General features: G+C 69.4%; 26 protein-coding genes. 10 read left to right on the plus strand and 16 right to left on the minus strand.

The features are described 5' to 3' along the window. The first annotated feature begins 47 nt into the window (after positions 1-47). Positions 48-971, plus strand: a complete 924-nt coding sequence (locus tag ASF45_RS19865; RefSeq protein ID WP_056666592.1) for a DMT family transporter — start codon at positions 48-50, stop codon at positions 969-971. 46 nt (positions 972-1,017) lie between these two features. Further along, positions 1,018-1,917 (plus strand): sulfurtransferase, encoded by a 900-nt coding sequence (locus tag ASF45_RS19870; RefSeq protein WP_369802146.1) that lies wholly within the window; start codon positions 1,018-1,020, stop codon positions 1,915-1,917. A 9-nt stretch (positions 1,918-1,926) separates the two neighbouring features. Here the strand turns inward: ASF45_RS19870 and ASF45_RS19875 are convergent, their stop codons facing one another. The 3 genes from ASF45_RS19875 to polA form a co-directional block, all read right to left on the minus strand. Continuing rightward, complete coding sequence (locus tag ASF45_RS19875) at positions 1,927-2,877, minus strand: PA2169 family four-helix-bundle protein (RefSeq protein WP_056666599.1); 951 nt, start codon at positions 2,875-2,877, stop codon at positions 1,927-1,929. A 133-nt stretch (positions 2,878-3,010) separates the two neighbouring features. Beyond that, positions 3,011-3,910: a dienelactone hydrolase family protein gene (locus tag ASF45_RS19880; RefSeq protein ID WP_056666602.1), complete on the minus strand. Its 900-nt coding sequence runs from the start codon at positions 3,908-3,910 to the stop codon at positions 3,011-3,013. Positions 3,911-4,015: 105 nt separating this feature from the next. Continuing rightward, positions 4,016-6,820 (minus strand): DNA polymerase I, encoded by a 2,805-nt coding sequence (gene polA / locus ASF45_RS19885; protein ID WP_056666605.1) that lies wholly within the window; start codon positions 6,818-6,820, stop codon positions 4,016-4,018. Between the two features lie 54 nt (positions 6,821-6,874). Here polA and ASF45_RS19890 point away from each other — a divergent pair, with 54 nt between their 5' ends. The 3 genes from ASF45_RS19890 (at position 6,875) to ASF45_RS19900 (ending at position 9,044) form a co-directional block, all read left to right on the plus strand. After that, positions 6,875-7,213, plus strand: a complete 339-nt coding sequence (locus ASF45_RS19890; protein ID WP_063887730.1) for a hypothetical protein — start codon at positions 6,875-6,877, stop codon at positions 7,211-7,213. 4 nt (positions 7,214-7,217) lie between these two features. After that, positions 7,218-8,189, plus strand: a complete 972-nt coding sequence (locus ASF45_RS19895; protein ID WP_056666611.1) for a homoserine kinase — start codon at positions 7,218-7,220, stop codon at positions 8,187-8,189. Positions 8,190-8,273: 84 nt separating this feature from the next. Next, positions 8,274-9,044, plus strand: a complete 771-nt coding sequence (locus ASF45_RS19900; RefSeq protein ID WP_056666614.1) for a BPSS1780 family membrane protein — start codon at positions 8,274-8,276, stop codon at positions 9,042-9,044. Between the two features lie 3 nt (positions 9,045-9,047). Here ASF45_RS19900 and ASF45_RS19905 read toward each other — a convergent pair whose 3' ends face one another. The 3 genes from ASF45_RS19905 to ASF45_RS19915 are packed head-to-tail and all read right to left on the minus strand — an operon-like array spanning position 9,048 to position 10,918. Further along, positions 9,048-9,836, minus strand: coding sequence for an ABC transporter ATP-binding protein (locus tag ASF45_RS19905; RefSeq protein ID WP_056666617.1), 789 nt, complete (start codon positions 9,834-9,836; stop codon positions 9,048-9,050). 2 nt (positions 9,837-9,838) lie between these two features. After that, positions 9,839-10,522: a molybdate ABC transporter permease subunit gene (gene modB, locus ASF45_RS19910; protein ID WP_056666620.1), complete on the minus strand. Its 684-nt coding sequence runs from the start codon at positions 10,520-10,522 to the stop codon at positions 9,839-9,841. Positions 10,523-10,570: 48 nt separating this feature from the next. After that, entirely contained in the window at positions 10,571-10,918 is a 348-nt protein-coding gene (locus tag ASF45_RS19915; RefSeq protein WP_056666622.1) for a winged helix-turn-helix domain-containing protein, read from the minus strand. A 386-nt stretch (positions 10,919-11,304) separates the two neighbouring features. Between ASF45_RS19915 and ASF45_RS35480 the strand changes: the two genes are divergently transcribed. Continuing rightward, positions 11,305-11,889 carry a hypothetical protein gene (locus ASF45_RS35480; protein WP_156473102.1) on the plus strand — a complete coding sequence of 195 codons (585 nt, stop codon included), beginning with the start codon at positions 11,305-11,307 and terminating at the stop codon, positions 11,887-11,889. 25 nt (positions 11,890-11,914) lie between these two features. On the opposite strand, the gene ASF45_RS19925 is transcribed toward ASF45_RS35480, so the two are convergent. The 4 genes from ASF45_RS19925 to ASF45_RS19940 form a co-directional block, all read right to left on the minus strand. Beyond that, entirely contained in the window at positions 11,915-12,262 is a 348-nt protein-coding gene (locus ASF45_RS19925; protein ID WP_056666628.1) for a hypothetical protein, read from the minus strand. 107 nt (positions 12,263-12,369) lie between these two features. After that, entirely contained in the window at positions 12,370-14,526 is a 2,157-nt protein-coding gene (locus tag ASF45_RS19930) for a bifunctional diguanylate cyclase/phosphodiesterase (RefSeq protein WP_056666630.1), read from the minus strand. A gap of 85 nt (positions 14,527-14,611) precedes the next feature. Further along, complete coding sequence (locus ASF45_RS19935) at positions 14,612-16,183, minus strand: methyl-accepting chemotaxis protein (RefSeq protein ID WP_056666632.1); 1,572 nt, start codon at positions 16,181-16,183, stop codon at positions 14,612-14,614. Positions 16,184-16,270: 87 nt separating this feature from the next. Continuing rightward, positions 16,271-18,649 carry a UvrD-helicase domain-containing protein gene (locus ASF45_RS19940; protein WP_056666635.1) on the minus strand — a complete coding sequence of 793 codons (2,379 nt, stop codon included), beginning with the start codon at positions 18,647-18,649 and terminating at the stop codon, positions 16,271-16,273. A gap of 78 nt (positions 18,650-18,727) precedes the next feature. Between ASF45_RS19940 and ASF45_RS19945 the strand changes: the two genes are divergently transcribed. After that, on the plus strand, positions 18,728-19,420 hold the full coding sequence (locus ASF45_RS19945) for an HPP family protein (RefSeq protein WP_056666637.1): 693 nt from the start codon (positions 18,728-18,730) through the stop codon (positions 19,418-19,420). A 13-nt stretch (positions 19,421-19,433) separates the two neighbouring features. Here the strand turns inward: ASF45_RS19945 and flhC are convergent, their stop codons facing one another. From flhC to ASF45_RS19965, 4 genes are all read right to left on the minus strand, one after another. Continuing rightward, on the minus strand, positions 19,434-19,979 hold the full coding sequence (gene flhC / locus ASF45_RS19950; protein WP_056666639.1) for a flagellar transcriptional regulator FlhC: 546 nt from the start codon (positions 19,977-19,979) through the stop codon (positions 19,434-19,436). Positions 19,980-20,006: 27 nt separating this feature from the next. Further along, the gene (gene flhD / locus ASF45_RS19955; protein ID WP_056666642.1) at positions 20,007-20,333 is read right to left on the minus strand and encodes a flagellar transcriptional regulator FlhD; all 327 of its coding nucleotides are present in this window, start codon (positions 20,331-20,333) and stop codon (positions 20,007-20,009) included. 196 nt (positions 20,334-20,529) lie between these two features. Continuing rightward, positions 20,530-21,123 (minus strand): DUF2242 domain-containing protein, encoded by a 594-nt coding sequence (locus ASF45_RS19960; protein WP_082551148.1) that lies wholly within the window; start codon positions 21,121-21,123, stop codon positions 20,530-20,532. An 86-nt stretch (positions 21,124-21,209) separates the two neighbouring features. Continuing rightward, positions 21,210-21,941, minus strand: a complete 732-nt coding sequence (locus ASF45_RS19965) for a hypothetical protein (protein WP_056666645.1) — start codon at positions 21,939-21,941, stop codon at positions 21,210-21,212. A gap of 94 nt (positions 21,942-22,035) precedes the next feature. Between ASF45_RS19965 and ASF45_RS19970 the strand changes: the two genes are divergently transcribed. From ASF45_RS19970 to ASF45_RS19980, 3 genes are all read left to right on the plus strand, one after another. After that, entirely contained in the window at positions 22,036-22,275 is a 240-nt protein-coding gene (locus ASF45_RS19970) for a hypothetical protein (RefSeq protein ID WP_056666648.1), read from the plus strand. Positions 22,276-22,292: 17 nt separating this feature from the next. Further along, on the plus strand, positions 22,293-24,107 hold the full coding sequence (locus ASF45_RS19975) for a M14 family metallopeptidase (protein WP_056666651.1): 1,815 nt from the start codon (positions 22,293-22,295) through the stop codon (positions 24,105-24,107). Positions 24,108-24,195: 88 nt separating this feature from the next. After that, complete coding sequence (locus tag ASF45_RS19980; RefSeq protein WP_056666654.1) at positions 24,196-24,600, plus strand: hypothetical protein; 405 nt, start codon at positions 24,196-24,198, stop codon at positions 24,598-24,600. A 6-nt stretch (positions 24,601-24,606) separates the two neighbouring features. Here ASF45_RS19980 and ASF45_RS19985 read toward each other — a convergent pair whose 3' ends face one another. Both ASF45_RS19985 and zapE read right to left on the minus strand, forming a co-directional pair. Further along, on the minus strand, positions 24,607-25,269 hold the full coding sequence (locus tag ASF45_RS19985) for a hypothetical protein (RefSeq protein ID WP_056666656.1): 663 nt from the start codon (positions 25,267-25,269) through the stop codon (positions 24,607-24,609). Next, complete coding sequence (gene zapE, locus ASF45_RS19990) at positions 25,266-26,369, minus strand: cell division protein ZapE (RefSeq protein ID WP_056666659.1); 1,104 nt, start codon at positions 26,367-26,369, stop codon at positions 25,266-25,268. Before zapE ends, ASF45_RS19985 begins: the two co-directional genes overlap by 4 nt. Between the last annotated feature and the right edge of the window lies 1 nt (position 26,370).

Here is a 26,370-nt window from a genome sequence, read left to right on the forward strand (position 1 = left end):
GCGCCCCCTTTTTCCTTTCCAACCCACAACAACAAGCAAGAGCGGTCATGCAAGGTCTCTGGATGGTGGCGTCGGCGTTCCTGTTCGCCGCCATGGGGGTGTGCGTCAAGTTCGCTTCGGCCTCGTTCAACAGCGCCGAACTGGTGTTCTGGCGCGGCATCGTCGGCGTGGTCTTCATCGGCGTGCTGGCCCGGCGCCAAGGCGTCTCGCTGGCCACGCGCTACCCGGGCATGCATGTCTGGCGCAGCGTGATCGGAACCTTCTCGCTGGGCTGCTGGTTCTACGCCATCGCCCACATCCCGCTGTCGGCGGCGATGACGCTGAACTACATGAGCAGCATCTGGATCGCCACCTTCCTGGTCGGCGGCGCGCTGCTGGCCTGGGTGCCGATCCCGGGCCGCGACGGCCGCGTGCCGCTGCCCCCGCTGCAGGGGGTGCTGGCACTGACGGTGCTGGTCGGCTTCGCCGGCGTGGTGATGATCCTGAAGCCCGACGTGAACCCCGGCCAGGGCTTCGCCAGCATGGTGGGGCTGATCTCCGGCCTCACGGCGGCCTTCGCCTACCTGCAGGTCATCGCGCTGTCGCGCATCGGCGAGCCCGAGACGCGCACGGTGTTCTATTTCGCGCTCGGCGCGGCCGCGATGGGCGGGCTGTGGATGCTGTTCACCGGCCTGTCGCCCTGGAATTGGCTGCACGCGCTGTGGCTTCTGCCCATCGGTGTGCTGGCGGCCTTGGGCCAGCTGTGCATGACGCGCGCCTATGCCCAGGCCAAGACCCAGGCCGGCACGCTGGTGGTGGCCAACCTGCAGTATTCGGGCATCGTCTTCGCGTCCATCTTCAGCGTGCTGCTGTTCGACGACGTGATCGACACGACGGGCGTGGTGGGCATCGGCCTGGTCATCGCGAGCGGGGTGGTGGCCACGGTGCTGCGCCAACGCGCCGTGCCCAAGGCACCGGCGGAGGAGCATTGAGGCCCGGGGCGCCACAATGGCGTGTCCAACACGAAGCCGAGTGCCCATGTACACCACCCTGATCACGCCGGAACAGTTGCGCACCCTGCGCGCCAGCGGCCAGCCGCAGATGCTGTTCGACTGCAGCTTCGAACTCATGAAGCCGCAGGCCGGCGACGCCCAGTACCGCGATGCCCACATCCCCGGCGCAGTGCGCGCAGACCTCGACCGCCACCTGAGCGCCATGCACGGCGCACCGGGCAAGCACGGCACGCTGACCGCGCAGGCGGCCGACGCGCCGGCCTCGGGCGGACGCCACCCGCTGCCCAACCGCGAGAAGTTCGCGATCTGGCTGTCCAGCGTCGGCTTTGCCAATGGCATGCAGGCGGTGGTCTATGACCGCCAGGGCGCCAACTACTGCGGCCGGCTCTGGTGGATGCTCAAGTGGGCCGGCCACGAGGCCGTGGCCGTGCTCGATGGCGGCCTGCAGGCCTGGCAGGCCAGCGGCGGAGAGGTGGTGGCCGGCGAGGAACCGGGCCACTTCCGCAGCAACTTCGAACTGCGTGCGCCGCTGGCGCGCCTCGTCGATGCCGATGCGGTGCTGGCGCGGCTGGACAGTCCCGCGCAGACCGTGCTCGATGCGCGGGCAGGCCCGCGTTTTCGTGGCGAGACCGAACCGCTCGACCCGGTGGCCGGCCACATCCCGGGCGCGCTGAACCGCCCATTCGCCCAGAACATCGGCGAAGACGGGCGCTTCAAGCCCGCGCAGCAGCTGCGCGCCGAATTCGACGCGCTGTTGGCCGGACGCGACCCGGCCAGCGTGGTGCACCAATGCGGCAGCGGCGTCAGCGCCGTGCCCAACCTGCTGGCCATGCAGGTGGCCGGCTACCCCGCCACCGCGCTCTATGCCGGCAGCTGGAGCGACTGGTGCAGCGACCGGAGCCGTCCGGTCGCCACGGGCGGCTGAGCGCCGCGATCAGCCCTTGCGCGCGCGTTCGGCATCGCGCAGGCGCTTGATCTCGTCGTGGTTGCGCTGGGCTCCCTCCATCTGCTGCTGCACCAGCGTGCGCACATCGGCCGGCAGCGCTTGCGCCAGCACCTTGCGGTAGCGGGCCAGCGCCGCATCCTCGCCGCGCTCGCATTCCTCCAGCATGTCCAGGTCGCTCAGGGCGCCGACGCTGCCACGTGCGCTGACCCAGCCGCGGTGCAACGCGCCCGTGGCGCTGCCCCGGTCGTTGGCCTCGCCGCCCAGGCGGCCGATCGCCGCGATGAGATCCTCGGCACCGCGGGCGCAGGTCTGGGCGCGGTCGCGCAGCAAGGTGGCCAGGCTGGCGGTGCGCGTGTGCTCGGCTGCCTCCTTGAAGCCCTTCTCGCCGTCGCGGCAGGTCTTGAGCAGGTCGTCCAGCGACTCCAGCACCTCGTCGCGGTCGTAGTCGCCCACGCTGGCGGCTGGCGCCTGCACGCGATCCCAGGCGGCGCGCGTGGCGGGGCGGGCCTGCTGCCAGTCCAGCGACGAGTTGCCGCGCCGGCTGTCCCAGTCGCGGGCCAGCGTCGGTTCGACCTCCTCGAACGGGCCCGGATAGGTCGTGGTGGCACCCCAGCCGTATGCGTAGGCAGGGCCATAGTCGTCGAAGCTGCGACCCGCTTCGTAGTAGGGCTCGCGCGTATAGCTTTCGCGCCAGTAGGCTTCCTCGACCGTGGGGTTGATGCGCTCGGCCGTGGCCTTGCCAGCCAGGCCGCCCACGAGGGCACCGGCAACCAGGCCGACCGCAGCGCCGATCGGGCCGCCGACGGCGCCGATGGCCGCACCGGCGACACCGCCGCCGGTGGCGCCGACGCCGGTGCCTACGGGGTGCGCGCCGGGTGCTTCGGTGATGGGATCGAGGTTGCGCTGGTCGCGCAGATCGCGTTCGTCGGCTGCTGCCATGGTGGTGCTCCTTCGCTCAGGTTGAACAAGGTCCCGTCTCGGGACATGTCCCCATGGTCGGCGCACCTTGGCGGCGGCGGCGTCGTCCAGGCCCGAAGCCGCCCGTAGGCGCAGGCCGCAGCGCCGCCCCGGATCAGGCCACGCCCTTGGCCTTGAACCAGGCCAGCGCGCGCTTCCAGCCATCTTCGGCCGGGCCCTGGCGGAAGCTGGGCCGGTAGTCCGCATGGAAGGCATGCGGCGCGTCGGGATAGACGACGAACTCGGAGGCCTTGGCGGCCGCGCTGCCCTGGGCCAGCGCGGCCTTCATCTTCTCCACCGTGTCCAGCGGGATGCCGGTGTCGGCCGCGCCATACAGGCCCAGCACCGGACCGTGCAACTGGCCCGCCACGTCAACCGGGTGGCGCGGCGTGGTGGCGCTGGCATTGCCGACCAAGCGGCCATACCAGGCCACGCCGGCCTTCACGTTGGGGCTGTGCGCGCTGTACAGCCAGGTGATGCGGCCGCCCCAGCAAAAGCCGGTGATGCCGACCTTGGTGACGTCGCCCCCGTTGGCGCCGGCCCATTGGACGGCGCCGTCCAGGTCGGCCATGACCTGCGCGTCGGGCACTTTGGACACCAGTTCGGCCTGCAGCCTGGCGATCTCTCCGTACTGGCCCGGATCGCCCTGGCGCGCATACAGCTCGGGGGCGATCGCCAGGTAGCCAGCCTTGGCGAAACGGCGCGCGGTGTCGGCGATGTACTCGTGCACACCGAAGATCTCCTGGATCACGAGCACCACAGGCAGGCCGGTCTTGCCGGCCGGCGCGGCGCGGTAGGCCGGCACCTTGAAGCCGTTGACCTCGAAGCCGACCTCGCCAACGGTCAGCCCCTCGGACGAGGTCTTGACCGCCGTCTGCGCCATGGTGGGCAGGACCGAGGCCGCGTAGCCCACGCCCAGCGCCGCTTTCAGCGCGGTGCGGCGCGAAGCGCCCTGTTCGGTGGTGCTGCCGGGCAGCAAGGAGTCGAAATCGGACTGGAGATCTTCACGCAGCATGCTGGCTCCTGGGTGGATGGAAGTGGACTGAGCCGCGCCGGCGCCGACAGTTCCGTGCCGGGCGGTCGCGCGCGACGATAGCGCAGGCGCGCCAGCCCGCAGGGTTCAGTGCGCCTGGTCCCAGTTGGCGCCGAATCCCACCTCGGCCAGCAGCGGCACCTTGAGGCTGGCCACGCCGGCCATGAGCCGCGGCACCTCGGTGCGCACCCAGTCGGCTTCCTGCTCGGGCAGCTCGAACACGAGTTCGTCGTGCACCTGCATCACGATGCGCGTGGACTGGCCGGTCCGGTCGAGTTCGGCCTGCACGGCGATCATGGCCAGCTTGATGAGGTCGGCCGCCGTGCCCTGCATGGGCGCGTTGATGGCCTGGCGCTCGGCCGCGGCGCGGCGCGGGCCGCTGCCGCCCTGGATCTCAGGCAGCACGATGCGCCGGCCGAACAGGGTTTCCACATAGCCCTGGTCCTTGGCCTTCTCGCGCGTCTCGTCCATGTAGCGCTTGACGCCGGCGAAGCGGTCGAAGTAGCGGTCGATGTAGTTCTTGGCCGCCTTCTGGTCGATGCCGAGGTTGCTGGCCAGGCCGAAGGCGCCCATGCCGTAGATCAGGCCGAAGTTGATGACCTTGGCGTAGCGGCGCTGCTCGCTGCTGACGGCCTCCACGTCGACACCGAAGACCTCGGCCGCGGTGGCGCGGTGCACGTCGCGGCCCTCGGCGAAGGCGGCCAGCAGGCCCGGGTCCTCGCTGATGTGGGCCATGATGCGCAGCTCGATCTGCGAGTAGTCGGCGCTGGCGATCTGGTGGCCCGGCGGCGCGATGAAGGCCTCGCGCACGCGCCGGCCCTCGGGCGTGCGGATCGGGATGTTCTGCAGGTTGGGCTCGTTGCTGGACAGCCGGCCCGTCACGGCCACGGCCTGCGCGTAGTTGGTGTGCACGCGGCCGGTGATCGGGTTGACCATCAGCGGCAGCTTGTCGGTGTAGGTGCTCTTGAGCTTGGACAGACCGCGGTGTTCGAGCAGGCGCGCGGGCAACGGGTAGTCGGCCGCGAGTTTCTCCAGCACCTCCTCGTCGGTGGACGGCGCGCCCGTGGCGGTCTTCTTCTGCACCGGGATGCCGAGCTTGGTGAACAGGATCTCGCCGATCTGCTTGGGGCTGCCCATGTTGAAGGGCTGGCCGGCCAGGTCGTAGGCCTCCTGCTCCAGCGCGACCATGCGCTCGGCCAGGGCCTGGCTCTGCTTTTGCAGCACGGCCGCATCGACCAGCACGCCGTGGCGCTCCACGCGCTGCAGCACGCCGCTGGTCGGCATCTCGATCTGTTCGTAGACATAGCGCCGGCTCGGCGCGGCGGCCGGCTCGGCTTCGAGTTCGGGCCACAGCACGCGGTGCACGTCCAGCACCATCTCGCTGTCCTCGCCCGAGTAGGTGGTGGCGGTCTGCACGTCGACCTGCGCGAACGGGATCTGCTTGGCGCCCTTGCCGCAGATATCCTCGTAGGACAGGCCCTTGCGGCCCAGGTGGCGGTCGGCCAGGCTCTCCAGGCTGTGCGGCTTGTGCGCTTCGATCACATAGCTCTGCAACAGCGTGTCGTGGCGCCAGCCGCGCACCGTGATGCCGTGGTTGGCGAACACGTGGCTGTCGTACTTGATGTTCTGGCCCATCTTGCCGGCGGCCTCGTCCTCCAGCCAGGGCCTGAGTTTGGCCAGCACCGCGTCCAGCGGCAACTGGTCGGGCACATCGGCGTAGTTGTGGGCGAGCGGAATGTAGGCGGCCTCGCGCGCCTGCAGCGCGAACGAGATGCCGACGATGCGCGCGCGCATCGGGTCCAGCGAGTCGGTCTCGGTGTCGAGCGCGGCCAGCGGCGCGGCGCGCAGGCGTGCGATCCACGCGTCCAGCTGCTCCCAACTGGCGATGGTCTGGTAGTTGCCACTGGGTGGTGTCGGCTCGCAGGCCGTGGCGGCCGGTGCCTCGGTGTCGCCCTGGCCTTCGGCGAACAGGTCGTCGGTGCTGGCCGGCGCGGGCTTGGTGGCAGCCATGCGCGCTTCCAGCTCGCGGGCCATGGTCTTGAAGCCGTAACGCTGGTAGAAGGCCAGCAGCTGCACAGGGTCGGGCTCGGCGAACTTCAGCGCCTCGAAGCCGGCCTCGGCCGGCCAGCCGGCCACGTGCTCGGCCAGGTCGCAATCGGTGCGGATGGTCACGAGCCTGCGACCCAGCGGCAGCCAGTCCAGCGCCTTGCGCAGGTTGTCGCCGGCCACACCTTTGATGCTGCCCGCGGCGGCCATCACGCCGTCGAGCGAGCCGTGCTCGGTCAGCCATTTCACGGCTGTTTTCGGGCCGACCTTGTCCACACCGGGCACGTTGTCCACCGTGTCGCCGATCAGGGACAGGTAGTCCACGATGCGCTCGGGCGGCACGCCGAACTTGGCCTGCACGCCGGCCGGGTCCAGCGTCTCGTTGCTCATGGTGTTGATCAGCGTGACGTGGTCGTCGACCAGCTGCGCCATGTCCTTGTCGCCCGTGGACACCACCACCGTACCGCCGCGCGCCGCCATGGAACGCGCCAGCGTGCCGATCACGTCGTCGGCCTCGATGCCCACGATCGACAGGACCGGCCAGCCCAGCAGCCGCACCACCTCGTGGATCGGGCCGATCTGCTGCACCAGCGGCTCGGGCATGGCGGCGCGGTTGGCCTTGTACTCGGGATACCAGTCGTCGCGGAAGGTCTTGCCCGGTGCGTCGAACACGCAGACCGCATGGGCGGACGGAAACTGCGCCCGCAGCTTGGTCAGCATGGCCACCATGCCGTGGAGCGCGCCGGTCGGGAACTGGTCGGGGCCGCGCAGATCCGGCAGCGCGTGGTAGGCCCGGTACAGATAGCTGGAACCGTCGACCAGCAGCAGGGTATTCGTGTCGCTCATCGGGGCATTGTGCCTTCGGCGCCCAGGGCGTTGCGGCCACCTACAATGCCGCCCATGCGCGCACTCGCCCTCCTCTGTTTCAGCCTGGTGGCCACGGCTTCGGCCTTCGGCCAGGCCCCGGCCGCGGCCCCGCCGCCGCTGGTGGCCGACAACCCGGGCCAGTCCGGCACCGACAAGCGGATCGAGCACATCCGCATCGAGGACAAGGGCGCCCGCATCGACGAGCTGCGCTACGGCGGCGAACCGCAAAGCATCACCGTGCAGCCGCTCAACAGCGCCATGCCGGCCTACGAGATCGTGCCGCACAACGGCGCGCGCGTGCGGCCCGGCAACGAACGCGACAACGCCCAGGGCAATGCCGGGCAGCGCGTCTGGAAAGTGCTCGGCTTCTGACACCGTGGCAGTCTTCACCGAGGTCACAGAACACGATGCCCAGGCCCTGCTGAACACCCTGGGGCTGGGCGCGCTGCGCGGCCTGCGCGGCATCCAGGGCGGCATCGAGAACACCAACTACTTCGTCGACAGCGAACGCGGCCAGCATGTGCTGACGCTGTTCGAGCGCCTGTCGTTCGCGCAGTTGCCCTTCTACCTGCATCTGATGCAGCACCTGGCGCGCCGGGGCATCCCGGTGCCCGATCCGGCGGCCGATGCCGAGGGCAGCATCCTGCACCGTGTGAACGGCAAGCCGGCCGCACTGGTCAACCGGCTGCGCGGTGCCAGCGAGCTGTCCCCGGGCCCGGCGCACTGCGCCGCCGTGGGTGCCATGCTGGCGCGCATGCACCTTGCCGGCCGCGATTACGAGCGGCACCAGCCCAACCTGCGCGGCCTGCCCTGGTGGAACGAAACCGCACCCGTGGTCATGCCCCACCTGGAGCCGGAACAGGCCGCTCTGCTGCAGAGCGAACTGGCCTACCAGAACCATGTGGCGGCCTCGGCCGCCTACGCGGCGCTGCCCCGCGGCCCGGTGCATGCCGACCTGTTCCGCGACAACGTGATGTTCGAGCAGTTGCCGGGCCAGGCCCCGGTGCTGACCGGCTTCTTCGACTTCTACTTCGCGGGCGTGGACACCTGGCTGTTCGACATCGCCGTGTGCCTGAACGACTGGTGCATCCACCTGGCCGACGGCCAGGCCGATGGTGAACGCCATGCCGCCTTCCTCGATGCCTACGGTGCCGAGCGCGCGCTCACCGGCGCGGAGCGCGAACTGCTGCCCGCCATGCTGCGCGCCGGGGCCCTGCGCTTCTGGATCTCGCGGCTGTGGGACTTTCACCTGCCGCGCGAAGCCGCGTTGCTGACCCCGCACGACCCCGGCCACTTCGAGCGCGTGCTGCGCGCCCGCGCGACGCGCTTTGCGCCCGCCTTCGCATGAACCTGCCCCCACGCCCATCGCTCCGCGTATCGCTGCCCCCCGAGGGGGCGCGTCAGTGCCTACGGGCGGCCGGGCGGCACTGACATGATCCTCAACATCGTCCCCGCCCGCACTGGCATCCAATGGGTGCGCGAGGGCATCCAGACCTTCTTCCGCCAGCCACTGGCCCTGGTCGGCCTGTTTTTCATGTACATGGCGGTCATGCTGATCGTCTCGCAGCTGCCGGGCATCGGCGTGCTGCTGGCCGGCGTGCTGGTGCCGGCCAGCACGCTGGGCCTGATGGCCGCCACGCGCGAGGCCGCGCAGGGGCGCTTTCCGATGCCGACCGTACTGGCCAGCGCCTTCCGCGCCGGCCAGCAGCGCATGAAGGCGATGCTGGCACTGGGGTTGGCCTATGCCGTGCTGTCCACGCTGGTCTCGTTGATCGTCTCTGCCCTGCTGCCGGCACCGTCCGCGCCGGTCCAGGCTGGCGCGCCGGCCGCCGAGCAGGTCAGCGGCGCCGTGCTGCTCACGCTGCTGCTGCACCTGCCGATCTTCCTGATGTTCTGGCACGCACCCGCCCTCGTGCACTGGCATGGCATCTCGCCGGCCAAGAGCCTGTTCTTCAGCATCGTGGCCTGCCTGCGCAATGCGCGCGCCTTCCTGGTCTACGGACTGGCCTGGGCCGGCCTGGTGATGGCCATGGGCATGGTGATCGCGATCTTCGCTTCGCTGGTCGGCAGCGCCGAGGCGGCGAGCATGGTCATGATGCCGTTCGCCTTCCTGATGGCGGCCATGATGTCGACCTCGATCTACTTCAGCTTCCGCGATTGCTTCGTGGAAAGCGAAACGCCGGCACTGCCCAGCGAGGCCTGAAGCTCAGCGGCCCAGCAGCATGCGCTGCAGCCTGGCGCGCAAGGGCGTGGCGGCCAGCGGGGCCGCGCCGGCCAGCGCCGCGCGCCGCAGTTCCGCCTGCACGCCGGCGCGCAGGTCCACGCGCCGCACGATGCAGCCCTCCTCGTAAACAAAGGCTTCGTCGGCCAGCGCCAGCGCATCTTCCACGTCGTGCGTGATCATGAGCGCCGGGATGCCGGCCTGCCGGCAGGCGCTCGCGAGCTCGACCCGCAGCTCATCGCGCAGCATCGGGTTGAGCGCCGCGAAGGGTTCGTCCAGCAGCAGCAGGTGGGGCTCGCAGGCCAGGGCCCGGGCCAGCGCCACGCGCTGGCGCTGGCCGCCCGACAAGGTCTGGGGCCGGCTGTCGGCCATGGCAGACAGCCCGAAGTTCTGCAGCAGCGTGTCGATGCGCGCCTGCTGCGCCGGCGTCAGCCGCCGGCTGCGCCAGGAGGTCAGCCCGAAACCGATGTTCTGGCGCACCGTGAGGTGCGGGAACAGCGCGTAGTCCTGGAACAGGTAGCCGACGCGGCGCGCGGCCGGTGGCAGGTCCACGCCGGTGGCCGCGTCGAACAGCGTGCGGCCGGCCACGTGCACATGGCCGGCGCTGGGCCGCAGCAGGCCGGCCATGGCCTGCAGCGTGAGCGACTTGCCCGACCCCGAGGGGCCGTACAGCGCGACGAAGGCGGCGTCGGACGCGAAGGCGGCCGACAGCGTGAAACTGCGCCGCCCGTCGGCCACGGTCAGCTGCAGATCGACATCGACGCGTGCAGCCATGTTCAACGCGGCGCCAGCAACCGGTTGGACAGAACGAGCACCGTGATGGACAACACCGAGGTGATGGCGACCAGCAGCAGTGCGAGATCGTCCTGCCCGGCCTGGCTCGCGTCGTAGATGGCCATGGACAGCGTCTGCGTCTGCTGCGGAATGGAGCCGGCCACCATCAGCGAAGCGCCGAACTCGCCCATGGCCCGCGCGAAGGCCAGCAGCGTGCCGGCCAGGATGCCGGGCCAGGCCAGCGGCAGCGTGACGCGCAGGAACACCGACAGAGGTGACTGGCGCAGTGTCGCGGCAGCCGCCTCCAGCGAGCGGTCGACACCGGCGAACGCCGCGCTGGCCGACTTGAGCACCAGCGGCAACGCCACGATGGCCGAGGCCACCACGGCGCCATGCCAACTGAAGATGATGGAGTAGTCGAAATGTTCGCGCAGCCAGGCGCCGAGCGGACTGCGCCGACCGGCCAGCACCAGGATGCCATAGCCGACCACGGTGGGCGGCAGCACCAGGGGCAGCATGCAGGCGGCCTCGAGCAGCTGGCGGCCCGGGAAACGGCAACGCCCCACCAGCCAGCCCAGGCCCATGCCCAGCACCAGCGCAACGGCCGTGGCCCAGGCGGCCACCTGCAGCGACAGGATCAGGGGATGCCAGTCCATGCCGGCCAGGAGTGCGCGCGTCGTGTCCATGAAGATACAGCGCGCATTCTGGCATAGCCACCTCAAGCGTCTGGCCGCCTAGGGTGCGAGCAGGCGGTTCAGTGCTGTGATGTCGGCCGCGGCGGCCAGGCGTGCCGTGTTTTCAATCGCGCGGTAGCGTGTGACGAGTTCGATGCCCACCTCGGTCAGCGCGGTGCCGCCGCCGTGCGCGCCGCCCGCCGCGGTGTTGACCGCAGGCAGCGCCAACGCACGGTTGGTCTCGTCGATGAGCACCCAGGCCCGGCGGTAGGACATGCCCAGGTGGCGCGCCGCCGCCGAGATCGAGCCGGTCTCGGCGACGGCCTCCAGCAGGGCGACCTTGCCGGGCCCGATGGCGATGTTGTCGTCGCGGTAGATGCGCAGGCGGAACTGCACTTTGGATTTCATGGCAGTGCATTGTGCCGGGCACCGGCATGGCGCTTCTGAGAAGCGCATGTCCAAATGGAGTCCGGAGTTCCCGAGCTTCTCCACCAAAGTGCGGAAACCCGTGCGTCGCGTCTCAGGTTGAATTTGAAACCAACGTAGACTCACTCGCCAAGGTTGTCGTATGCAAATTGCATTTTTGGTATTCATTTCAACCGTAAATCACTTCGATGTCCTCATTCCACTCTCGCTCCTCCACCTTCCTCATGACGCTTGCTGCTGTTGCCGCGCTCTCCGCGTGCGGCGGCGGTGGCGGAGATGGGGACAGCACCCCGGAAACGCCTGCATCCGCAGAGGGGGTTTACTAAGGTAGCCTGGGGGCCGCGACCACGGGGCAGTACGCAGCCATCGTGCTGGAGAACGGAGAATCGTGGGCACTCTACAGCTTCAACGGCGGCGGTGGCTTCCTGCACGCGCACGGCAGCTCGGCCAACGGGTCCTTCAGCGCCAACGATGTACTGGACTATGGCGCGGCGCCTCCCGTTGCAGGCACTGTTTCGGCCAGCTACAACGCGTCAGCTGGAACCATTCAAGGCCAGTACGTGTTTGGCAATGACGTGGTTCCCTTCTCGGCCAGGAGATCTACCCAGGGTTACCGGTATGACATCCCCGCAGACCCGGCCAGCATCACCGGCAACTGGACGCTCGCGTCCTGGGCGGATCAATCCATGCGGCTCCAAGTGGCGACTGATGGCACGCTTTCCGGCACCGGGCCGAGCGGTTGCCTTCTGGCGGGCAGCCTGACACCACGGCCCTCCGGCAAGAACGTTTTCAATGCTGCGCTGCGCTTCAGCAGCGCCTGTGCGCAACCAGATCTGGTGGCGAACGGCGTCGCCATCGTCGTCGTGGAAGACGGTGAACCGGCTCTGATGGTGATGGGCCAAAGTGCTGACCGGAAGATCGGCACCATCGCGCTAGGCACGCGCACGCCCTGAGACCGGTAGCGGCGCGCCGCCGCGCTCAGCGGTGGGCGCCGGTGCGCCCCAGCAGCCACCCGATCACCAGCGCCGTGGCGACTGCCTTGAGCGGCCGCGCGGCCACGTACGCGCACGCGCCATCGAGCAACTGGTTGGGCGCGGCGCGCACACGGTCGATCCGGTGGTCCAGGCGCTGCGCGGCGCCGGCGACGCCGCTGGCCACGCGGTCCACGGTCTGGTGCGCGCCGGCAGAGACGCGCTCCACGGCGTGGTGCACGGGCTGGGCCACCCGGTCGATGGTGGAGTGCAGGTTCTCACCCACTTCGTGCACGCCGCGTTGCAACTTGCCGTCGTCCAGGGACGGGGTGAATGCCGGGGTGTCGTTGTGCATGCTGAACTCCTGTTCGTTGGGTAGATCGGGCCCAGCGTACGCAAGGCACCGGCTGCCCGCTGTCAGAGAGCGGCGATACGGCTGTAGGACACCTGCTGGCGTGGCGTTCAGGCTGCCGTGGGCTGGCGCTGGTCGTGCACGAACGCGGCAAACTCTGCAGCGGGCAGCGGCTTGCTGAACAGGAAGCCCTGCAGTTCGTCGCAACCTCGCTCGCGCAGGAAGGTCTGCTGGACCCGGTTCTCCACGCCCTCGGCGACGACGTGCAACTTGAGCGTGCGCGCCATCTGCAAGATGGCCTCGGTCAGGCCGCGGTCCTCCGGATCGCTGGCCAGATCGGCGATGAAGGAGCGGTCGATCTTGAGCGTGTCGATCGGGAACTGCTTGAGTGTGGACAGCGAGGAATAGCCGGTGCCGAAATCGTCGATGGCAATCCGCACGCCCAGCGACTTGAGCGAGCGCAGCAGCCGGCGACCCGCCTCGGCGTCCTGCATGATCGCGCTCTCGGTGATCTCCAGCTCCAGCTGGCGGCCGTCCAGTCCGGTCTCGTGCAGGATGGACACGATGTCGGTCAACAGGTCGGGATCGCTGAACTGGCGTGGCGACAGGTTCACGGCCACCGTCAGGCCGTCCAGCCCCTGGGCTTGCCAGGCCATGTTCTGCCGGCAGGCTTGGCGCAGCGCCCACTTGCCCAACGGCACGATCAGCCCGGTTTCCTCGGCCACGGGAATGAACTGCTCTGGCGAGACCATGCCCAACCCCGGGCTGGGCCAGCGCAGCAGTGCCTCCATGCCCGTGATGCGGCCGCTGCGCAGGTCGAGCTTGGGCTGGTAGTGCAGCTCCAGTTCCCCGAGGTCCAGCGCGCAGCGCAGCCTTGATTCCAGTTCCAGCCGGGCGATCGAGTTGTCGTCGCGCGCGGGGGAGTAGAAGGCGAAACTGTTCTTGCCCGCGGCCTTGGCCTGGTACATGGCGATGTCGGCGTACTTCATGAGTGTCTGCCCATCGCTGCCGTCGCGGCCATGGCGGCTGATGCCCACGCTGGCCGTCACACGCAGTTCGTAACCGGGAATGGCGAAGGGCTTGGCGACGGCCTGCAGGATCTTGTGCGCCACGGCCTCGGCATGGCGGTCGCTGCGCAACTCGTCCACGAGCACGACGAACTCGTCGCCTCCCAAACGCGCGATCGCATCGCCGGCGCGCAGGGTCTGGCGCAGGCGGTGGGCCACCTCCTGCAGCAGCGCATCGCCGGCGCCATGCCCCAGCGTGTCGTTGATCTGCTTGAAACGGTCCAGGTCGACGAAGAACAAGCCGAAGGGGTGGTGTCCGCGTTCGGCGCGGGCCACCGCGTCGGCCAGCAGCGCACCGAACTGGTTGCGGTTGGGCAAGGCCGTGAGGCTGTCGTGGTAGGCCAGGTACTCGATGCGCTCGGCAGCTTCCTGCTGGCGCGTGATGCCGTCCTGTAGCAGCGCATTGCTGCGCGCCAGGTCGGCATGGCGCTCCTGCAGCGCAGCGTGCTGGCGCTGCAGGTCCGCCGCCATGCGGTTGACGGCTGCGGCCAGCCGGCCGACCTCGTCGTTGGAACGTACGCGCAGGCGCGCGCCGTGGTTGCCGGCTGCCACCAAGGCCACCGTGTGTTCGAGTTCCGCCAGGGGGCGCACCAGCGCGTGCGTGACACGAAAGGCCATGATCCAGCCCAGCACGGCCAGGATGAAGGTCGCCACCACGGTCAGCAGCGCGGCCTGCTTGGCCTCGGCCATCAGCGTGTCGTAGACCTGGGTGTACTCGAACACCACGGCATCGCCGCCATGCAGGCCGGCCGGGCCGTCGGACCCCGGCAGCGGCACCACGACCTGGTGCGCCTCGCTGCCGTCGGACACGTCGGGGCCGACGAAGTCGCGCGGCCGGCCCTCTGCCACGGCCTGCGCGATCTCGGGCACATGGTAGGTCTGACCGATGACGCCGCGGTCGGTGGCGGCGACAACGACACCGTTGCCATCGACGAGGAAAATGTCGCGGTCGAACAGCACGCCCAGGCTGTCAAAGTAACTCTGCCGGTCGCGCTGCGCCGTGCCCGACTGGTCGGACATGCGCGCCACCGCCACGGCCACATGCTGTGCCTCCTGCAGCGCCGCACGTTGCGCGCCCACCAGCTGCAACACCACGGCCGCGCCGGCCAGAACGATGAAGCCCGCCAGCATCACCAGAAAGGCACCCAGCAACTTCAGGCGGATGCTCATTTCGGGAAACAGGTTGGGGAACAGGCTCATTGCGGTGTCAGGCTCCTTGGCGGTGCCCGGGACTGTGCCGCCAGTCCCTCCCTGGAATGTGGCGCAATCGTGTCGGACCGGGCCTTCAACCCATGCCGATGCGGAATACTCCCACCTGCTGCGCCAGCTGGTCGGCCTGGGTGCGCATCGCGGCAGCCGACGCCGCGGACTGCTCCACCAGCGCCGCGTTCTGCTGCGTCACGGCATCCATGTCGGCGATCGCCTGGTTGATCTGGTCGATGCCCTGCGATTGCTCCTGGCTCGCGGCGGCGATCTCGGCGACGATGGCCGACACGCGCTGCACGCTGTCCACGATTTCCTGCATGGTCGCGCCGGCCTGATGCACCAGGCCGCTGCTGTGCTCTGCGTTCTGCACCGAGGCCTGGATCAACGTGCGCACCTCCTTGGCCGCCTCGGCTGAGCGTTGTGCCAGATGGCGCACCTCGCCGGCCACCACCGCGAAGCCCCGGCCCTGCTCGCCAGCGCGCGCCGCCTCCACGGCCGCGTTCAGCGCGAGGATGTTGGTCTGGAACGCGATGCCGTCGATCACGCCGATGATGTCCACGATCTTGCGCGAGGAGGCTGTCAGCGTCTCCATCGTCGCCACCACCTCGGTCACCACCGCCCCACCCTTGCCCGCCACCTGCGAGGCCGTGGCCGACAGCTGGCTCGCCTGGCGTGCGTTGTCGGCGTTCTGCTTGACGGTGCCGGTCAGTTGCTCCATCGAGGCCGCGGTCTGCTCCAGCGCGCTGGCCTGGCGCTCGGTCCGCGCCGACAGGTCATGGTTGCCCGCCGCGATCTCGCTGGAGGCCGCGGCGATCGCATCCGCACCCTGGCGCACACCGCCCACGATGCCGGCGATGCTGTCGCGCATGCCGCGCATCGCATGCAGCAGGCTGCGCTCGGCCCGGGCCGGCACGGCGATGGCCACGTCGAGTTCGCCCCGGGCGATGCGGTGCGCGACCTCGACCGCATAGGCCGGCTCGCCGCCCAGCTGGCGCAGCAGCCCGCGCGCGACCAGCACGCCGACGCCGACCAGCACCGCGCCCAGCACCAGCGCCGCGAGGCCGAAGCGCAGCAGGCGCTGGCGGAAGGTGGCTTCCACGGTGTCCACATAGACGCCCGAGCCGATGATCCAGCCCCAGGGCTGGAAGGCCTGCACGTAGGAGGTCTTGGGCACCGGCTTGTCGCTGCCCGGCTTGGGCCACAGGTAGGGCACGTGGCCCGCGCCCGCGGCGCGGGCCACGTTGACAAACTCGACGAACAGGCGTTTGCCCGTGGGGTCCTTGTTTTCCGACAGGTTCTTGCCGTCCAGCTCGGGCCGGATCGGGTGCATCACCATGGTCGGCGTGAAGTCGTTGATCCAGAAGTACTCCGCGCCGCTGTACCGCATGGCCTTGATGGTGGCCATGGCCTGGCGCTTGGCATCGGCCTCGGAGAGCCGGCCTGCGGCCGCCTCGCGCTGGTAGTGCACGAGCACGCTGTGGGCGGCCTCCACGTTCTGGCGCACGCTGGCCTGGCGCTCCTCCATGATGAGGTTGCGCTCGGACCACAGGAAGGCTGCGGACAGCGCCAACACGCCCGCCAGCGCGCAGGCGATCAGGATGCCCAGGCGCTGGGCGGTGCCGAGGGGACGCGGAGCGGATGCTGCAGCCATGTGGGACCCGGCCGTTTTGGCCGCCAGAGCTCAGAATCCACCCACAATATCCGAAGGAATTGGTTCGAAAATAGAGCGAACCCGTAGTCAAGGCACGGGAGTGAGCTTGGCCACGGCCAGCGCGAGCCACTTCACGCCATGGCGCGGGAAATCGATCTGCGCGCGCGCGTCGTCACCGTTGCCTTCCAGCAACTTGACCGTGCCCTCGCCGAACTTGGTGTGGAACACCTTCATGCCGGCGCGCAGGCCGTGGCTTGGCGCAGCCTTCTGAGGGGGCAGCGGTGCGGCGGCAGACGGGAAGTTGCCGGCTTCGATGCCGAAGCGGCCCGGTGCGGCCCCGCGGCTGCCCATGCCGAAGCCCGACTGGCGCGGCGTGATCCACTTCAGCGCGTCCTCGGGCAGCTCCTCGAAGAAGCGGCTGCGCAGGTTGTAGCGGGTCTGGCCGTGCAGCAGCCGGGTCTGCGAGAAGCTGAGATACAGGCGATCACGCGCGCGCGTGATGGCGACATACATGAGCCGGCGCTCCTCCTCCAGCCCGTCGCGCTCGGTCATGCTGTTCTCGTGCGGGAACAGGCCCTCCTCCATGCCGCCGATGAACACACAGTCGAACTCCAGGCCCTTGGCCGAGTGCACGGTCATGAGCTGCACGGCGTCCTGGCCGGCCTGGGCCTGGTTGTCGCCGGCCTCCAGCGCCGCATGGGTCAGGAAGGCCGCCAGCGGCGACAGGGTTTCACCGGTGTCGGGCGACACATCGGGCAAGGGCGTGTCGACGACCGGGGCGTTCGGGTCCAGCCCCTGGCTGGCTGGCGACTGGGACAGGCCATGCTCGTCCAGCGGCAGCGCCACCGCATCGCGACCGAAGCCTTCCTGCGTCACGAAGCTCTCGGCCGCGTTGACGAGTTCCTCCAGGTTCTCGACCCGGTCCGCGCCCTCGCGGTCGGCCTTGTAATGCTCGATGAGGCTGCTGCCGTCCAGCACCTGCTCGATGATCTCGCGCAGCGTGAGGCCGGCGGTCTGTTCGCGCAGCACGTCCACACGCGCGACGAAGGCCGTCAGGTTGCTGCCGGCCTTGCCCGTCAGGCTGCTGACCGCATCGTTGAGCGAGCAGCCGTGCATGCGCGCGGCGTCCTGCAACTGCTCGATGCTGCGCGCACCGATGCCGCGCGGCGGGAAGTTCACGACGCGCAGGAAGCTGGTGTCGTCGTGTCGGTTCTCCAGCAGCCGCAGGTAGGCCAGTGCGTGCTTGATCTCGGCCCGCTCGAAGAAGCGCAGCCCGCCGTACACGCGGTAGGGCATGCCGGCATTGAACAGCGCGGTCTCGATCACGCGGCTCTGCGCATTGCTGCGGTACAGGATCGCGATCTCCTTGCGCGGCACGTCGTCGCGCACGAGCTGGCGGATCTCGTCCACCATCCACTGCGCCTCGGCGAAGTCGCTGGCCTGCTCGACCACGCGCACCGGCTCGCCCGGTCCCTGGTCGGTGCGCAGGTTCTTGCCCAGGCGGCGGCTGTTGTGCTCGATCAGCGCGTTGGCCGAGTCGAGGATGTTGCCGTGGCTGCGGTAGTTCTGCTCCAGCTTGATCTGCTGGCGCACGTCGAACTCGCGCACGAAATCGGACATGTTGCCCACGCGCGCGCCGCGGAAGGCGTAGATGCTCTGGTCGTCGTCGCCCACGGCCAGCACGCTGCCGGCGTGGCCTGGTGGCAGGCCCTGGTCGACCTCGGCCTTGCCGGCCAGCATCTTGATCCAGGCGTACTGCAGCGTGTTGGTGTCCTGGAACTCGTCGATGAGGATGTGGCGGAAACGGCGCTGGTAGTGCTCGCGGATCGGGTCGTTGTCGCGCAGGAGCTCGTAGCTGCGCAGCAGCAGCTCGGCGAAATCGACCACGCCCTCGCGCTGGCACTGCTCGTCGTACAGGCGGTACAGCTCGATCTTCTTGCGCGTGTCCTCGTCGCGGCCGGTGAGGTTGTGGGCGCGCAGCCCCTCCTCCTTGTTGCCGCTGATGTACCACTGCAGCTGCTTGGGCGGAAAGCGCTCGTCGTCGATGTTGTGCTGTTTCAGCAACCGCTTGATGGCCGAGAGCTGGTCCTGCGTGTCCAGGATCTGGAAGCTCTGCGGCAGGCTGGCCAGCTTGTAGTGGGCGCGCAGGAAGCGGTTGCACAGGCCATGGAAGGTGCCGATCCACATGCCACGCACGTTGACGGGCAGCATCGCGCCCAGGCGCGTCATCATCTCCTTGGCGGCCTTGTTGGTGAAGGTCACGGCCAGGATGCCGCCGGGCGAGACCTGCCCGGTGGACATGAGCCAGGCGATGCGCGTGGTCAGCACGCGCGTCTTGCCGGAGCCGGCGCCGGCCAGGATCAGCGCGTGCTCCTGCGGCAGCGTGACGGCCGCCAGCTGTTCGGGGTTGAGCTGGCGCAGCAGCGGCGAGGCGCTGTCGGCCGCCGGGGGATCGAAAGAAAGCATGCGGCGATTGTAGGAAGCGGCCGCTGTGGTAATTTCCGCCGCAGTTCAGCCCCATGCGACGCGCCAAGGAGGCTCCCCATGTTTTCCATCTACGGCGTCAGCGGGCGCCAGTTCACCGGCTCGGCCGAGCAGCTGCGTCAGATCGAACGCGTGAACGCAGCCGCGCGCACACGCCGCATCGATTCCAACGAGGAGGTGCTGCCCGAGCGCGTATCGGCCGATCCGACGCTGACCACGCCGCTGGAGCCAGTCGCCGTGCCGGCCGCGGGCACCACGGTGGCGAGCCGGACAGCGCTGGCCGCCTACGCTCAGACCGGCGCGCCCGAAACCCAGCGCCAGCCGCTCACACGCGTGGCCGAGATCATGCGCACGCCTGCGCTCACGCTGCCCGAGAGCATGCCCGTGCTGGAGGCCTGGAAGCTGCTGGCCTACCACGGCCATGCGCAGGCGCCGGTGGTGAGCAGTTCAGGGATGCTGGTGGGCCTGTTGCTGCGCGCCGACCTGCTGCGGCCCGAGCGCCTGGCGCACCCGGATCTTGCGCAGGAAACCTGGGCTCGGGCCATGGCCCAGCCCGTGGGCGAACTGATGTGGACACCGGTGCCCAGCACCTCGGCCGACAACGAGATCCGCCGCGTGGCCGCCGTGCTCCACGAGGACGGCCTGCCCGGGCTGCCCGTGGTGGACGATGCGGGCGCCGTGGTCGGCTTCGTCTCGCGCAGCGACATCGTGCGCGCCGTGGCGCACGAGCCGCCGCTGGACCTCTGGAGCTAGCGCACCACGCCGCTCACTGCAGCATCAGCGAGCGTTCGCCCTTGCACTTGCCCGCACGTGCCGGCGGGTTGCACAGGCCGCACAGGTAGGTTCGCGGGTTCTCGTAGAGCTCGGAGACGAATTTGCCGCCGCAGCTGCTGCAGGCCGTCATGTTGAGCATGTTGGCGTCGACGAACTTGACCAGGCGCCAGGCCCGCGTGAACGAGAGCAGCGGGTCGATCTCGGCCGCCTCGACCTGCTCCAGGTACAGCCGGTAGGCCTTGGTCAGCATGTCGATCGGGTCCATGTCCATGCTCTTGGACAGGTACTCGTAGATGTTCAGAAACAGCGAGGAGTGGATGTTCTCCTGCCAGGACAGGAACCAGTCCGTGGAAAACGGCAACTGTCCCTTGGACGGCGACTTGCCCGCCACTTCCTTGTACAGGCGCAGCAGCCGCTCGTAGGAGAGGTCGGTCTCGGACTCCAGCACCTGCATGCGGGCACCCATCTGGATCAGCATCGCGGCGCGCTCGATCTGGCGCGAATCGTTCAGCACACTTTTGGTCGAGGCGGCGGCCATGGCTTTGCTCCTGCAGGCAGTGGGGGCTTAGATGACTTCGGCCAGGCGGCCGGCCATCAGGATATTGGCGTGCAGCTTGTTGGTGGCCTCGTTGCCGACCTTCTTCACGTCGTGGTTGGTCAACAGGTTCCAGACCAGGTTGTCGTCCACGCGGAAGTGGCACAGCAGCATGTTGCTGGAGGCCAGCTTGAGGATCTGCGCCGCCGACAGCGTGCCCAGGATGTCGGCCGCTTCTTCCTGGATGCCCAGGCGGAACAGTGCCGCCGCCTTGTCCTGGCGGATCAGGTTCTGGGCCAGCATCAGGTAGGTGAGGTTGGCTTCGCGGATCTCGGCAATGATCTGTTCGGTGTTCATGGCGGCACTCCTTGGCAAGTCACCGGATCCGAAGGCCTGCATCTACTGCAGGCGAGGGGTCGTGATCCGTTGAAATGGATTGTGGTTGCCACCCAAAAGCTTTTGAGTCGGGGGTTGGATGGACGCCGCGTCTCCCGCGCCGGCGCGCCCTGTAGGAAAACGCCCTACAGCGGCGTCTCGCGCCGGCCTACCGGCCTCACGCGGCCGGCTGGTCCGGATGCGGCGGCCGGCCGCCGCCTTCCTGCTGCCGTTCTTCCTCGTCGTCGTCGAGCAGGAAGCGGTTGATCAGCTGGAACAGGCGCTCGTAGAACTCCTGGGCGTCGATGGTCTCGCTGCCGATGCGCACCAGCGAATCGTCGCTGGCCGCGAACGGCAGCGACACCGAGCCCACCGCGCCCACGCCCAGGCTGGCCGCCGTGGCGCTTTTCTTGAGCGAGAACCGGTCCTGCTGCGCGGTGACGAAGCCCAGCGTGCTCTTGCCGCTGCGCGTCTCGGGTGCGCAGACGACGCGGATCTCCATCTGCACATGGGTGTCCACGCCCGGCTGAAAGTTCTTGCGGCCGTCCACCAGGTCCTTGGTCGAGGTGTTGATCAGGTAGCCCTGGCTGAGCAGCGCACGGCGCGCGGCCTCGCAGGTTTCCGCGGGCGTGGCGCCGAAGCTGCGCGAATAGGTCGAACTCGAATCGAAATGCTCCTGCGGCGCCAGCTTCTGCCGTGGCAGCTGGCAGCCGCTGAGCAGCGCGAGCGACAGCGCGCCGAGGGCGAGGATGCGGGAGGGCCGGTGGATCATGTCGTTGGGAAGCGGGCTGCGCGAAAGTGTAGGCCACGCCCATGGCAAGAAGTTCCCGCGCACCGCACACGCAGCAGGGACTTGCATCAACCGGCGCGCAGCTCCTGCTGGGCATCCTCGTCCAGGCCGGCGCAGGGCGTGGCGCGGGCCAGCGCCATCCAGACGTGGAAAGGCAAGGCCAGGCGCTCACGCCGCTGGGCATTGCGCTGCACGCACAGCTGGCCGTCTTCCTGCTGCAGCAGCACGCCGCATTCGGCCGGCACGTCGTCCGCATCGCCGATCGCACGCCCACGCGCGTCGCGGCCCAGCACATACCAGCACTGGCCCCCCAGATCCAGGTAGGCCTGGCGCTTGGCCGGTTTGCGCAGGTCGCCGAGCAGGTCGGCGCGGCTGACCTTGATCTCGTGCACCACGGGCTCGACATAGCTGGCCACCGAGGTGTTGCGGATCGAGAACACGTCCGGACAAGCCACGCACCAGCTGGGCGCCGCACCATCCGTCGCTGCCGGCAGCAGCGCGCGCAGGGCAAGCCCGCGCCAGGCGATGCGGCCGGCCCGCCCCTGCTCGCGCGCAACGCGCTCGACCAATGCCTCGTGCGCCGAGCGCGCCCGCTGGTTGCGCACCGCCGCGTGCGCCACGGCCTGGATGCCGGCCTCGGTCAGGCGCACGCAGTCGCGCCCGTCGGTGTGCAGGCGCTCTAGCAGGCCCAGCGCCAGCAGTTCGAGTTCCACCACGTCCTGCCAGGGCCAGCCGGCGGAACGGTAGACCTCGCGCAGACGGCGGGCGTGTGGGCGAGAGAGCGCGGCGACGGGTCCCATGGAGCTTCGATCGGAGCGGCATTGTGCCCTTGGCCGGCCGGAAAAACGTGCGAGGCATACTGTGCGCCTCACGCATCCAGCGACGGAGACCTCCATGCCCCTGAACCCTGATGATTCCGCCGGCTCGCAGCTGGCCCTGCTGGCGGCAGTCAAGCTGCTGCTGGCACCGCATCGGGGCGATCTCGACGCCATCAAGGGCCTGCGCCATGAACTGGACGCCACGCGCGAACTGCTGGCCTCGCTGCCTGGTACCGAGCGCAAGCTGCTGTCCTTCGAAGTCACCGCCGAGGCGCTGATGGCGGTGCTGGCACCGCCCAGCCAGAGCCAGTATTGACCCCTGCCCGACGCCCCATGAAGCTTCGTCCCCATCTCCTGCGCGCGCTGGCCCCGGCCGCGCTCGCGCTGCTCACCGCCTGTGGCAGCACGCCCCTGCCGCCCTGGCCCTCCGACCGCGCGGCTGCGCGCACGGCGCCGGCCGTCGTCAACATGGGCAGCGCTGCCGCCAGTGCGCCCGCGGCGACGAGCCCGGCGCCGGCCGTCATCGTCGAAGCCGTGCCGCCACCTGGCGCCGCCAGTGCGGCAGCTCCCGCCGAAGCTGCCGCGGGCGCTGGCGCGGCCCCCTACGGCCCCGAGGTCGCGGCGCGCTTCCCCGACCCTTCTACCGTCTACCAGACGCCGGGCCTGGCCAGCGGCCGCGACCAGTTCAGCAGCAACAGCGAAATCTCCGGCTGGCTGCGCGACCTGGCAGCCGCGAGCGGTGGCCGCAGCCGCATCGGCCTTCTCGGCCTGGGCGCTTCGCAGAGCGGCACGCCGCTCGAGGCCCTGGTGCTCACGCGCGCAGCATCGACCGATCCGGCGGCGCTGCTGGCCAGCGGCAAGCCCACGGTGCTCCTGGTCGGCCAGCAGCATGGCGACGAACCGGCCCCGGCCGAGGCCCTGCTGGTGCTCGCGCGTGAGCTGGCCCGGGGCCGGCTCGAACCGCTGCTGGACCGCATCAACGTGGTTCTGGTGCCGCGCGCCAATCCCGATGGTGCAGCTGCCGGCAAGCGCGTGACGGCTGGCGGCATCGACATGAACCGCGACCACCTGCTGCTGCGCACGCCCGAGGCACGCGCGCTGGCACGCCTGCAGCGCGACTACCAGCCCGCCGTGACCGTGGACGCGCACGAGTACACCGTGGTCGGCCGCTTCCTCGAGAAGTTCGGTGCCATCCAGAAGTTCGACGCGCTGCTGCAGTACGCCACCACGGCCAACCTGTCCGAATTCATGCCGCGTGCCTCCGAGGAATGGTTCCGCCGCCCACTGGTGGCCGCGCTGAACCGCGAGGGCCTGTCCAACGAGTGGTACTACACCACCTCGACCGATCCGAACGACCTGCGCATCTCCATGGGCGGCACCCAGCCCGACACCGGCCGCAATGTCTTCGGCCTGCGCAATTCGGTCAGCCTGCTGCTGGAGACGCGCGGCGTGGGCATCGGCCGGCTGCACATCCAGCGCCGCGTTCACACCCAGGTGGTGGCGCTGACCAGCGTGCTGCAAAGCGCCTCGCAACGCGCCGACGATCTCGGCAAGGTGCGCTCCTACATGGACCGCGAGGCCGCCGGCAACGCCTGCCGCGGCGAGATGGTGACCAGCGCCGGCCCGACGCCGCAGCGCCGCGCGCTCGTGATGCTGGATCCGGCCACGGGCGCCGACCGCTCCATCGACGTGGACTGGAACTCCGCGCTCGAGCTGCGCCCGCTCAAGACCCGTGGCCGCCCCTGCGGCTACTGGTTGGCGGCTGCCGCGACACAGGCCGTGGAGCGCCTGCAGCAACTCGGCGTGCAGGTCATGCGCGTCGCCGAACCCGGCGCCGTGCTGGGCGAGAGCTACCGCGAGACCGCACGCACCAGCGGCGAGCGCAGCGACGTGCGCGGCGCCATCGCCGACGCCGCGCCCATCGTGCAGGTGGAGGTGGCGCTGGCCCGCGGTGTGCTCGACACGCCCATGGGCAGCTACTACGTGCCCTTGTCGCAGCCCCTGGCCAACCTGGTCGTGGCCGCGCTGGAGCCGGACACGCAGAACAGCTTTTTCGCCAACCGCGTGGTCGATGCGCTGCAGAGCCAGGCCCGTGTGGTCGGCGAGCCCACGATGCGCCTGGAGCCGCTGCCGGCCGGCAGCCTCTGAGCGCGTCCTACACCGGGCAGCCGCCGCGGCCGACAGCGGCGGCACCCGGTGTGGGCTGCAATGGCAGGAACACCACAAGGAGTTCCGCATGCATGCCTTCGCACTTGACCCAGACATGCTCACGCTGGCTGGCGTCTTCTATCCCACCGGCTACGTGTTCGCGATGTTTCCCACCGAGCAGGATGCCCGCAGCACCGCCGAGGCACTGGAGCGCGACAGCCTGTCGGAAAAGCCCGTCATGCTGCTGTCGCCACAGCAGATCCTGGAACAGGTGGTCCGCACCGTGGGCAGCGCCGACATCCCCCTGCCCTCGGCAGGCACCGAAGCTGCCACTGTGCGCCAATACGCTGCGCTGGCAGGCCAAGGCCACTGGGCTGTCATGGTGCATGCGCCAGACGCCGACGACACCGAGGCGGCCATGCGCGTGGTGCGCCAGGCGCCCTTCTCGTTCGCCGAGAAGTACCGCCGGCTTGTGATCGAAGACCTGGCCTGAAGCGGTTCAGGGCGCAGGGTCGGGCAGCGCCCGGGCCTTGCTGGGTTCGGCCGCGTTGCGCCGCAGCACGCTGGCCTTGCGTTCCTCGGCCTGGCGTACGCGCGCGGCATGGCGGCGTGCCTCGTCCTCGCCCTGCGCGGCCTTCTCGGCGCGCTGGGCCTCGGCCTCGGCATGGCGCTCCTGCTTGTGCTCCATGCGTTCCTGGTATTGGCGGATGGCGGCCTGATCGGGTACGCGCGGCGCGGGCTCGCCGGCTTTCGGCAGCTTGCCGCCACCGGGCCGCGGCGCGGCATGGGGCGTGTGCGGATCGGCCACAGGTAGGTCGGCCTGGCCCGCCGCATTCGCGCGGCTCTTCTCTTCCAGGCTGTCGAGGCGTTCGGCAGCGCGCCGGTGCCGCTCGCCGTCGTTGAGCGCGATTTCCTGGCGCCGCAGGTCGGCCAGGGCCGCGCGCTGCCAGGCCAGGTTGCGGTTCAGACAGTCGTTGACCGCAAAGCGCTGGTGGCAGGCGCGCTCTTCCGCGGCGAAGCGTGTGGCGATGGCCGCGCGCTCGCTGGCGATGCGTGCACGCTCGGCCACCAGTTGCTCCGGGCTCACCGCAGTGGAACTCTGGCCCCAGGCTTGCGCAACCCAGAGCAGCGCCAAGCCGGCGCACAGGCGTGCGGCCTTCATGTGAGCCCCGTGTCCACGGTGCGGTGTTCGAGCGCGAGGAATTCGACGGACTGCATTTCGTTCAAGCGTGACACGGTTCGCGGAAACTCGTGCGCCAGAGGGCCTTCGGTATACAGCTCTTCGGGCGGCGTGGCGGCCGACATGATGAGCTTGACGCGCCGGTCGTACAGCACATCCACGAGCCAGGTGAAGCGCCGCGCCTCGGACGCCATGCGCACCGGCATGGCAGGCACGTCGGACAACAGCACGGTGTGAAAGCGGCTGGCCAGTTCCAGGTAGTCGTTCTGCGAGCGCGGGCCGCCGCATAGCGTGCGGAAGTCGAACCAGACGACGCCGCCGGCCTTGCGCCGCGCGCGGATCTCGCGCGCCTCGATGTGCAGCAGCGGATCCTCGTCGCTGTGGTCGGCCAGGCGATTGAACGCCTCCGTCATCTGCGCATCGGCCTCGGCGCCAAGCGGTGTGTGGTAGAGCTTGACCTGCTCCATGGTGCGGCGCCGGTAGTCCGTGCCGTTGTCCACGTTGACCACCTCCATCTGCGCGTTCAGAAGCGCGATGGCAGGCAGGATGCGGTCGCGGTGCAGGCCGTCCGGGTACAGCCCGTCAGGCACGAAGTTGGACGTGGTCACGAAGCCCACGTCGTTGTCGAACAGCGCCTGCAGCAGCCGGTGCAGGATCATCGCGTCCGTGATGTCGGCGACGTGGAACTCGTCGAAGCAGATCAGCTTGTAGCGCTTGGAGATGCGCCGGCCGAGTTCGTCCAGCGGGTTGACCGTGCCCTGCAGGTCCACCAGTTCGCGGTGCACCTCGCGCATGAACTCGTGGAAGTGCAGCCGCGTCTTGCGCTTGATCGGCACGGCGTTGAAGAAGCAGTCCATCAGGAAGCTCTTGCCGCGTCCCACCCCGCCGTACATGTAGACGCCCTTGGGGATGGGCAGACGGTGGATCAGCTTTTTGAATGCGTTGGAGCGCTTGTCCTTGTAGGCCGCCCACTCGGCGGCGCAACGCTCCAGCGCGGCCACCGCGCGCAGCTGCGCGGGGTCGCTCTGGTAACCGCGGGCGGCCAGCTCCGCGTCGTAGGCCGCCCGGACCGGTCCCGTCATG

The sequence above is a fragment of the Pseudorhodoferax sp. Leaf265 genome (assembly GCF_001422365.1).
Classification (GTDB): domain Bacteria; phylum Pseudomonadota; class Gammaproteobacteria; order Burkholderiales; family Burkholderiaceae_C; genus Pseudorhodoferax.

Excerpts from the sequence above, each read along its gene's own strand:
- zapE (WP_056666659.1), bottom strand. The coding sequence starts at position 26,369 with ATGACGGGACCGGTCCGGGCGGCCTACGACGCGGAGCTGGCCGCCCGC.
- ASF45_RS19980 (WP_056666654.1), top strand. The coding sequence starts at position 24,196 with ATGCATGCCTTCGCACTTGACCCAGACATGCTCACGCTGGCTGGCGTC.
- ASF45_RS19865 (WP_056666592.1), top strand. The coding sequence starts at position 48 with ATGCAAGGTCTCTGGATGGTGGCGTCGGCGTTCCTGTTCGCCGCCATG.
- ASF45_RS19875 (WP_056666599.1), bottom strand. The coding sequence starts at position 2,877 with ATGGCAGCAGCCGACGAACGCGATCTGCGCGACCAGCGCAACCTCGAT.
- ASF45_RS19960 (WP_082551148.1), bottom strand. The coding sequence starts at position 21,123 with ATGATCCACCGGCCCTCCCGCATCCTCGCCCTCGGCGCGCTGTCGCTC.
- modB (WP_056666620.1), bottom strand. The coding sequence starts at position 10,522 with ATGGACACGACGCGCGCACTCCTGGCCGGCATGGACTGGCATCCCCTG.
- ASF45_RS19945 (WP_056666637.1), top strand. The coding sequence starts at position 18,728 with ATGTTTTCCATCTACGGCGTCAGCGGGCGCCAGTTCACCGGCTCGGCC.
- flhC (WP_056666639.1), bottom strand. The coding sequence starts at position 19,979 with ATGGCCGCCGCCTCGACCAAAAGTGTGCTGAACGATTCGCGCCAGATC.
- ASF45_RS19940 (WP_056666635.1), bottom strand. The coding sequence starts at position 18,649 with ATGCTTTCTTTCGATCCCCCGGCGGCCGACAGCGCCTCGCCGCTGCTG.
- polA (WP_056666605.1), bottom strand. The coding sequence starts at position 6,820 with ATGAGCGACACGAATACCCTGCTGCTGGTCGACGGTTCCAGCTATCTG.
- ASF45_RS19890 (WP_063887730.1), top strand. The coding sequence starts at position 6,875 with ATGCGCGCACTCGCCCTCCTCTGTTTCAGCCTGGTGGCCACGGCTTCG.
- ASF45_RS19935 (WP_056666632.1), bottom strand. The coding sequence starts at position 16,183 with ATGGCTGCAGCATCCGCTCCGCGTCCCCTCGGCACCGCCCAGCGCCTG.
- ASF45_RS19975 (WP_056666651.1), top strand. The coding sequence starts at position 22,293 with ATGAAGCTTCGTCCCCATCTCCTGCGCGCGCTGGCCCCGGCCGCGCTC.
- flhD (WP_056666642.1), bottom strand. The coding sequence starts at position 20,333 with ATGAACACCGAACAGATCATTGCCGAGATCCGCGAAGCCAACCTCACC.
- ASF45_RS19915 (WP_056666622.1), bottom strand. The coding sequence starts at position 10,918 with ATGAAATCCAAAGTGCAGTTCCGCCTGCGCATCTACCGCGACGACAAC.
- ASF45_RS19970 (WP_056666648.1), top strand. The coding sequence starts at position 22,036 with ATGCCCCTGAACCCTGATGATTCCGCCGGCTCGCAGCTGGCCCTGCTG.
- ASF45_RS19925 (WP_056666628.1), bottom strand. The coding sequence starts at position 12,262 with ATGCACAACGACACCCCGGCATTCACCCCGTCCCTGGACGACGGCAAG.
- ASF45_RS19965 (WP_056666645.1), bottom strand. The coding sequence starts at position 21,941 with ATGGGACCCGTCGCCGCGCTCTCTCGCCCACACGCCCGCCGTCTGCGC.
- ASF45_RS19985 (WP_056666656.1), bottom strand. The coding sequence starts at position 25,269 with ATGAAGGCCGCACGCCTGTGCGCCGGCTTGGCGCTGCTCTGGGTTGCG.
- ASF45_RS19900 (WP_056666614.1), top strand. The coding sequence starts at position 8,274 with ATGATCCTCAACATCGTCCCCGCCCGCACTGGCATCCAATGGGTGCGC.
- ASF45_RS19930 (WP_056666630.1), bottom strand. The coding sequence starts at position 14,526 with ATGAGCCTGTTCCCCAACCTGTTTCCCGAAATGAGCATCCGCCTGAAG.
- ASF45_RS19880 (WP_056666602.1), bottom strand. The coding sequence starts at position 3,910 with ATGCTGCGTGAAGATCTCCAGTCCGATTTCGACTCCTTGCTGCCCGGC.
- ASF45_RS19870 (WP_369802146.1), top strand. The coding sequence starts at position 1,018 with ATGTACACCACCCTGATCACGCCGGAACAGTTGCGCACCCTGCGCGCC.
- ASF45_RS19905 (WP_056666617.1), bottom strand. The coding sequence starts at position 9,836 with ATGGCTGCACGCGTCGATGTCGATCTGCAGCTGACCGTGGCCGACGGG.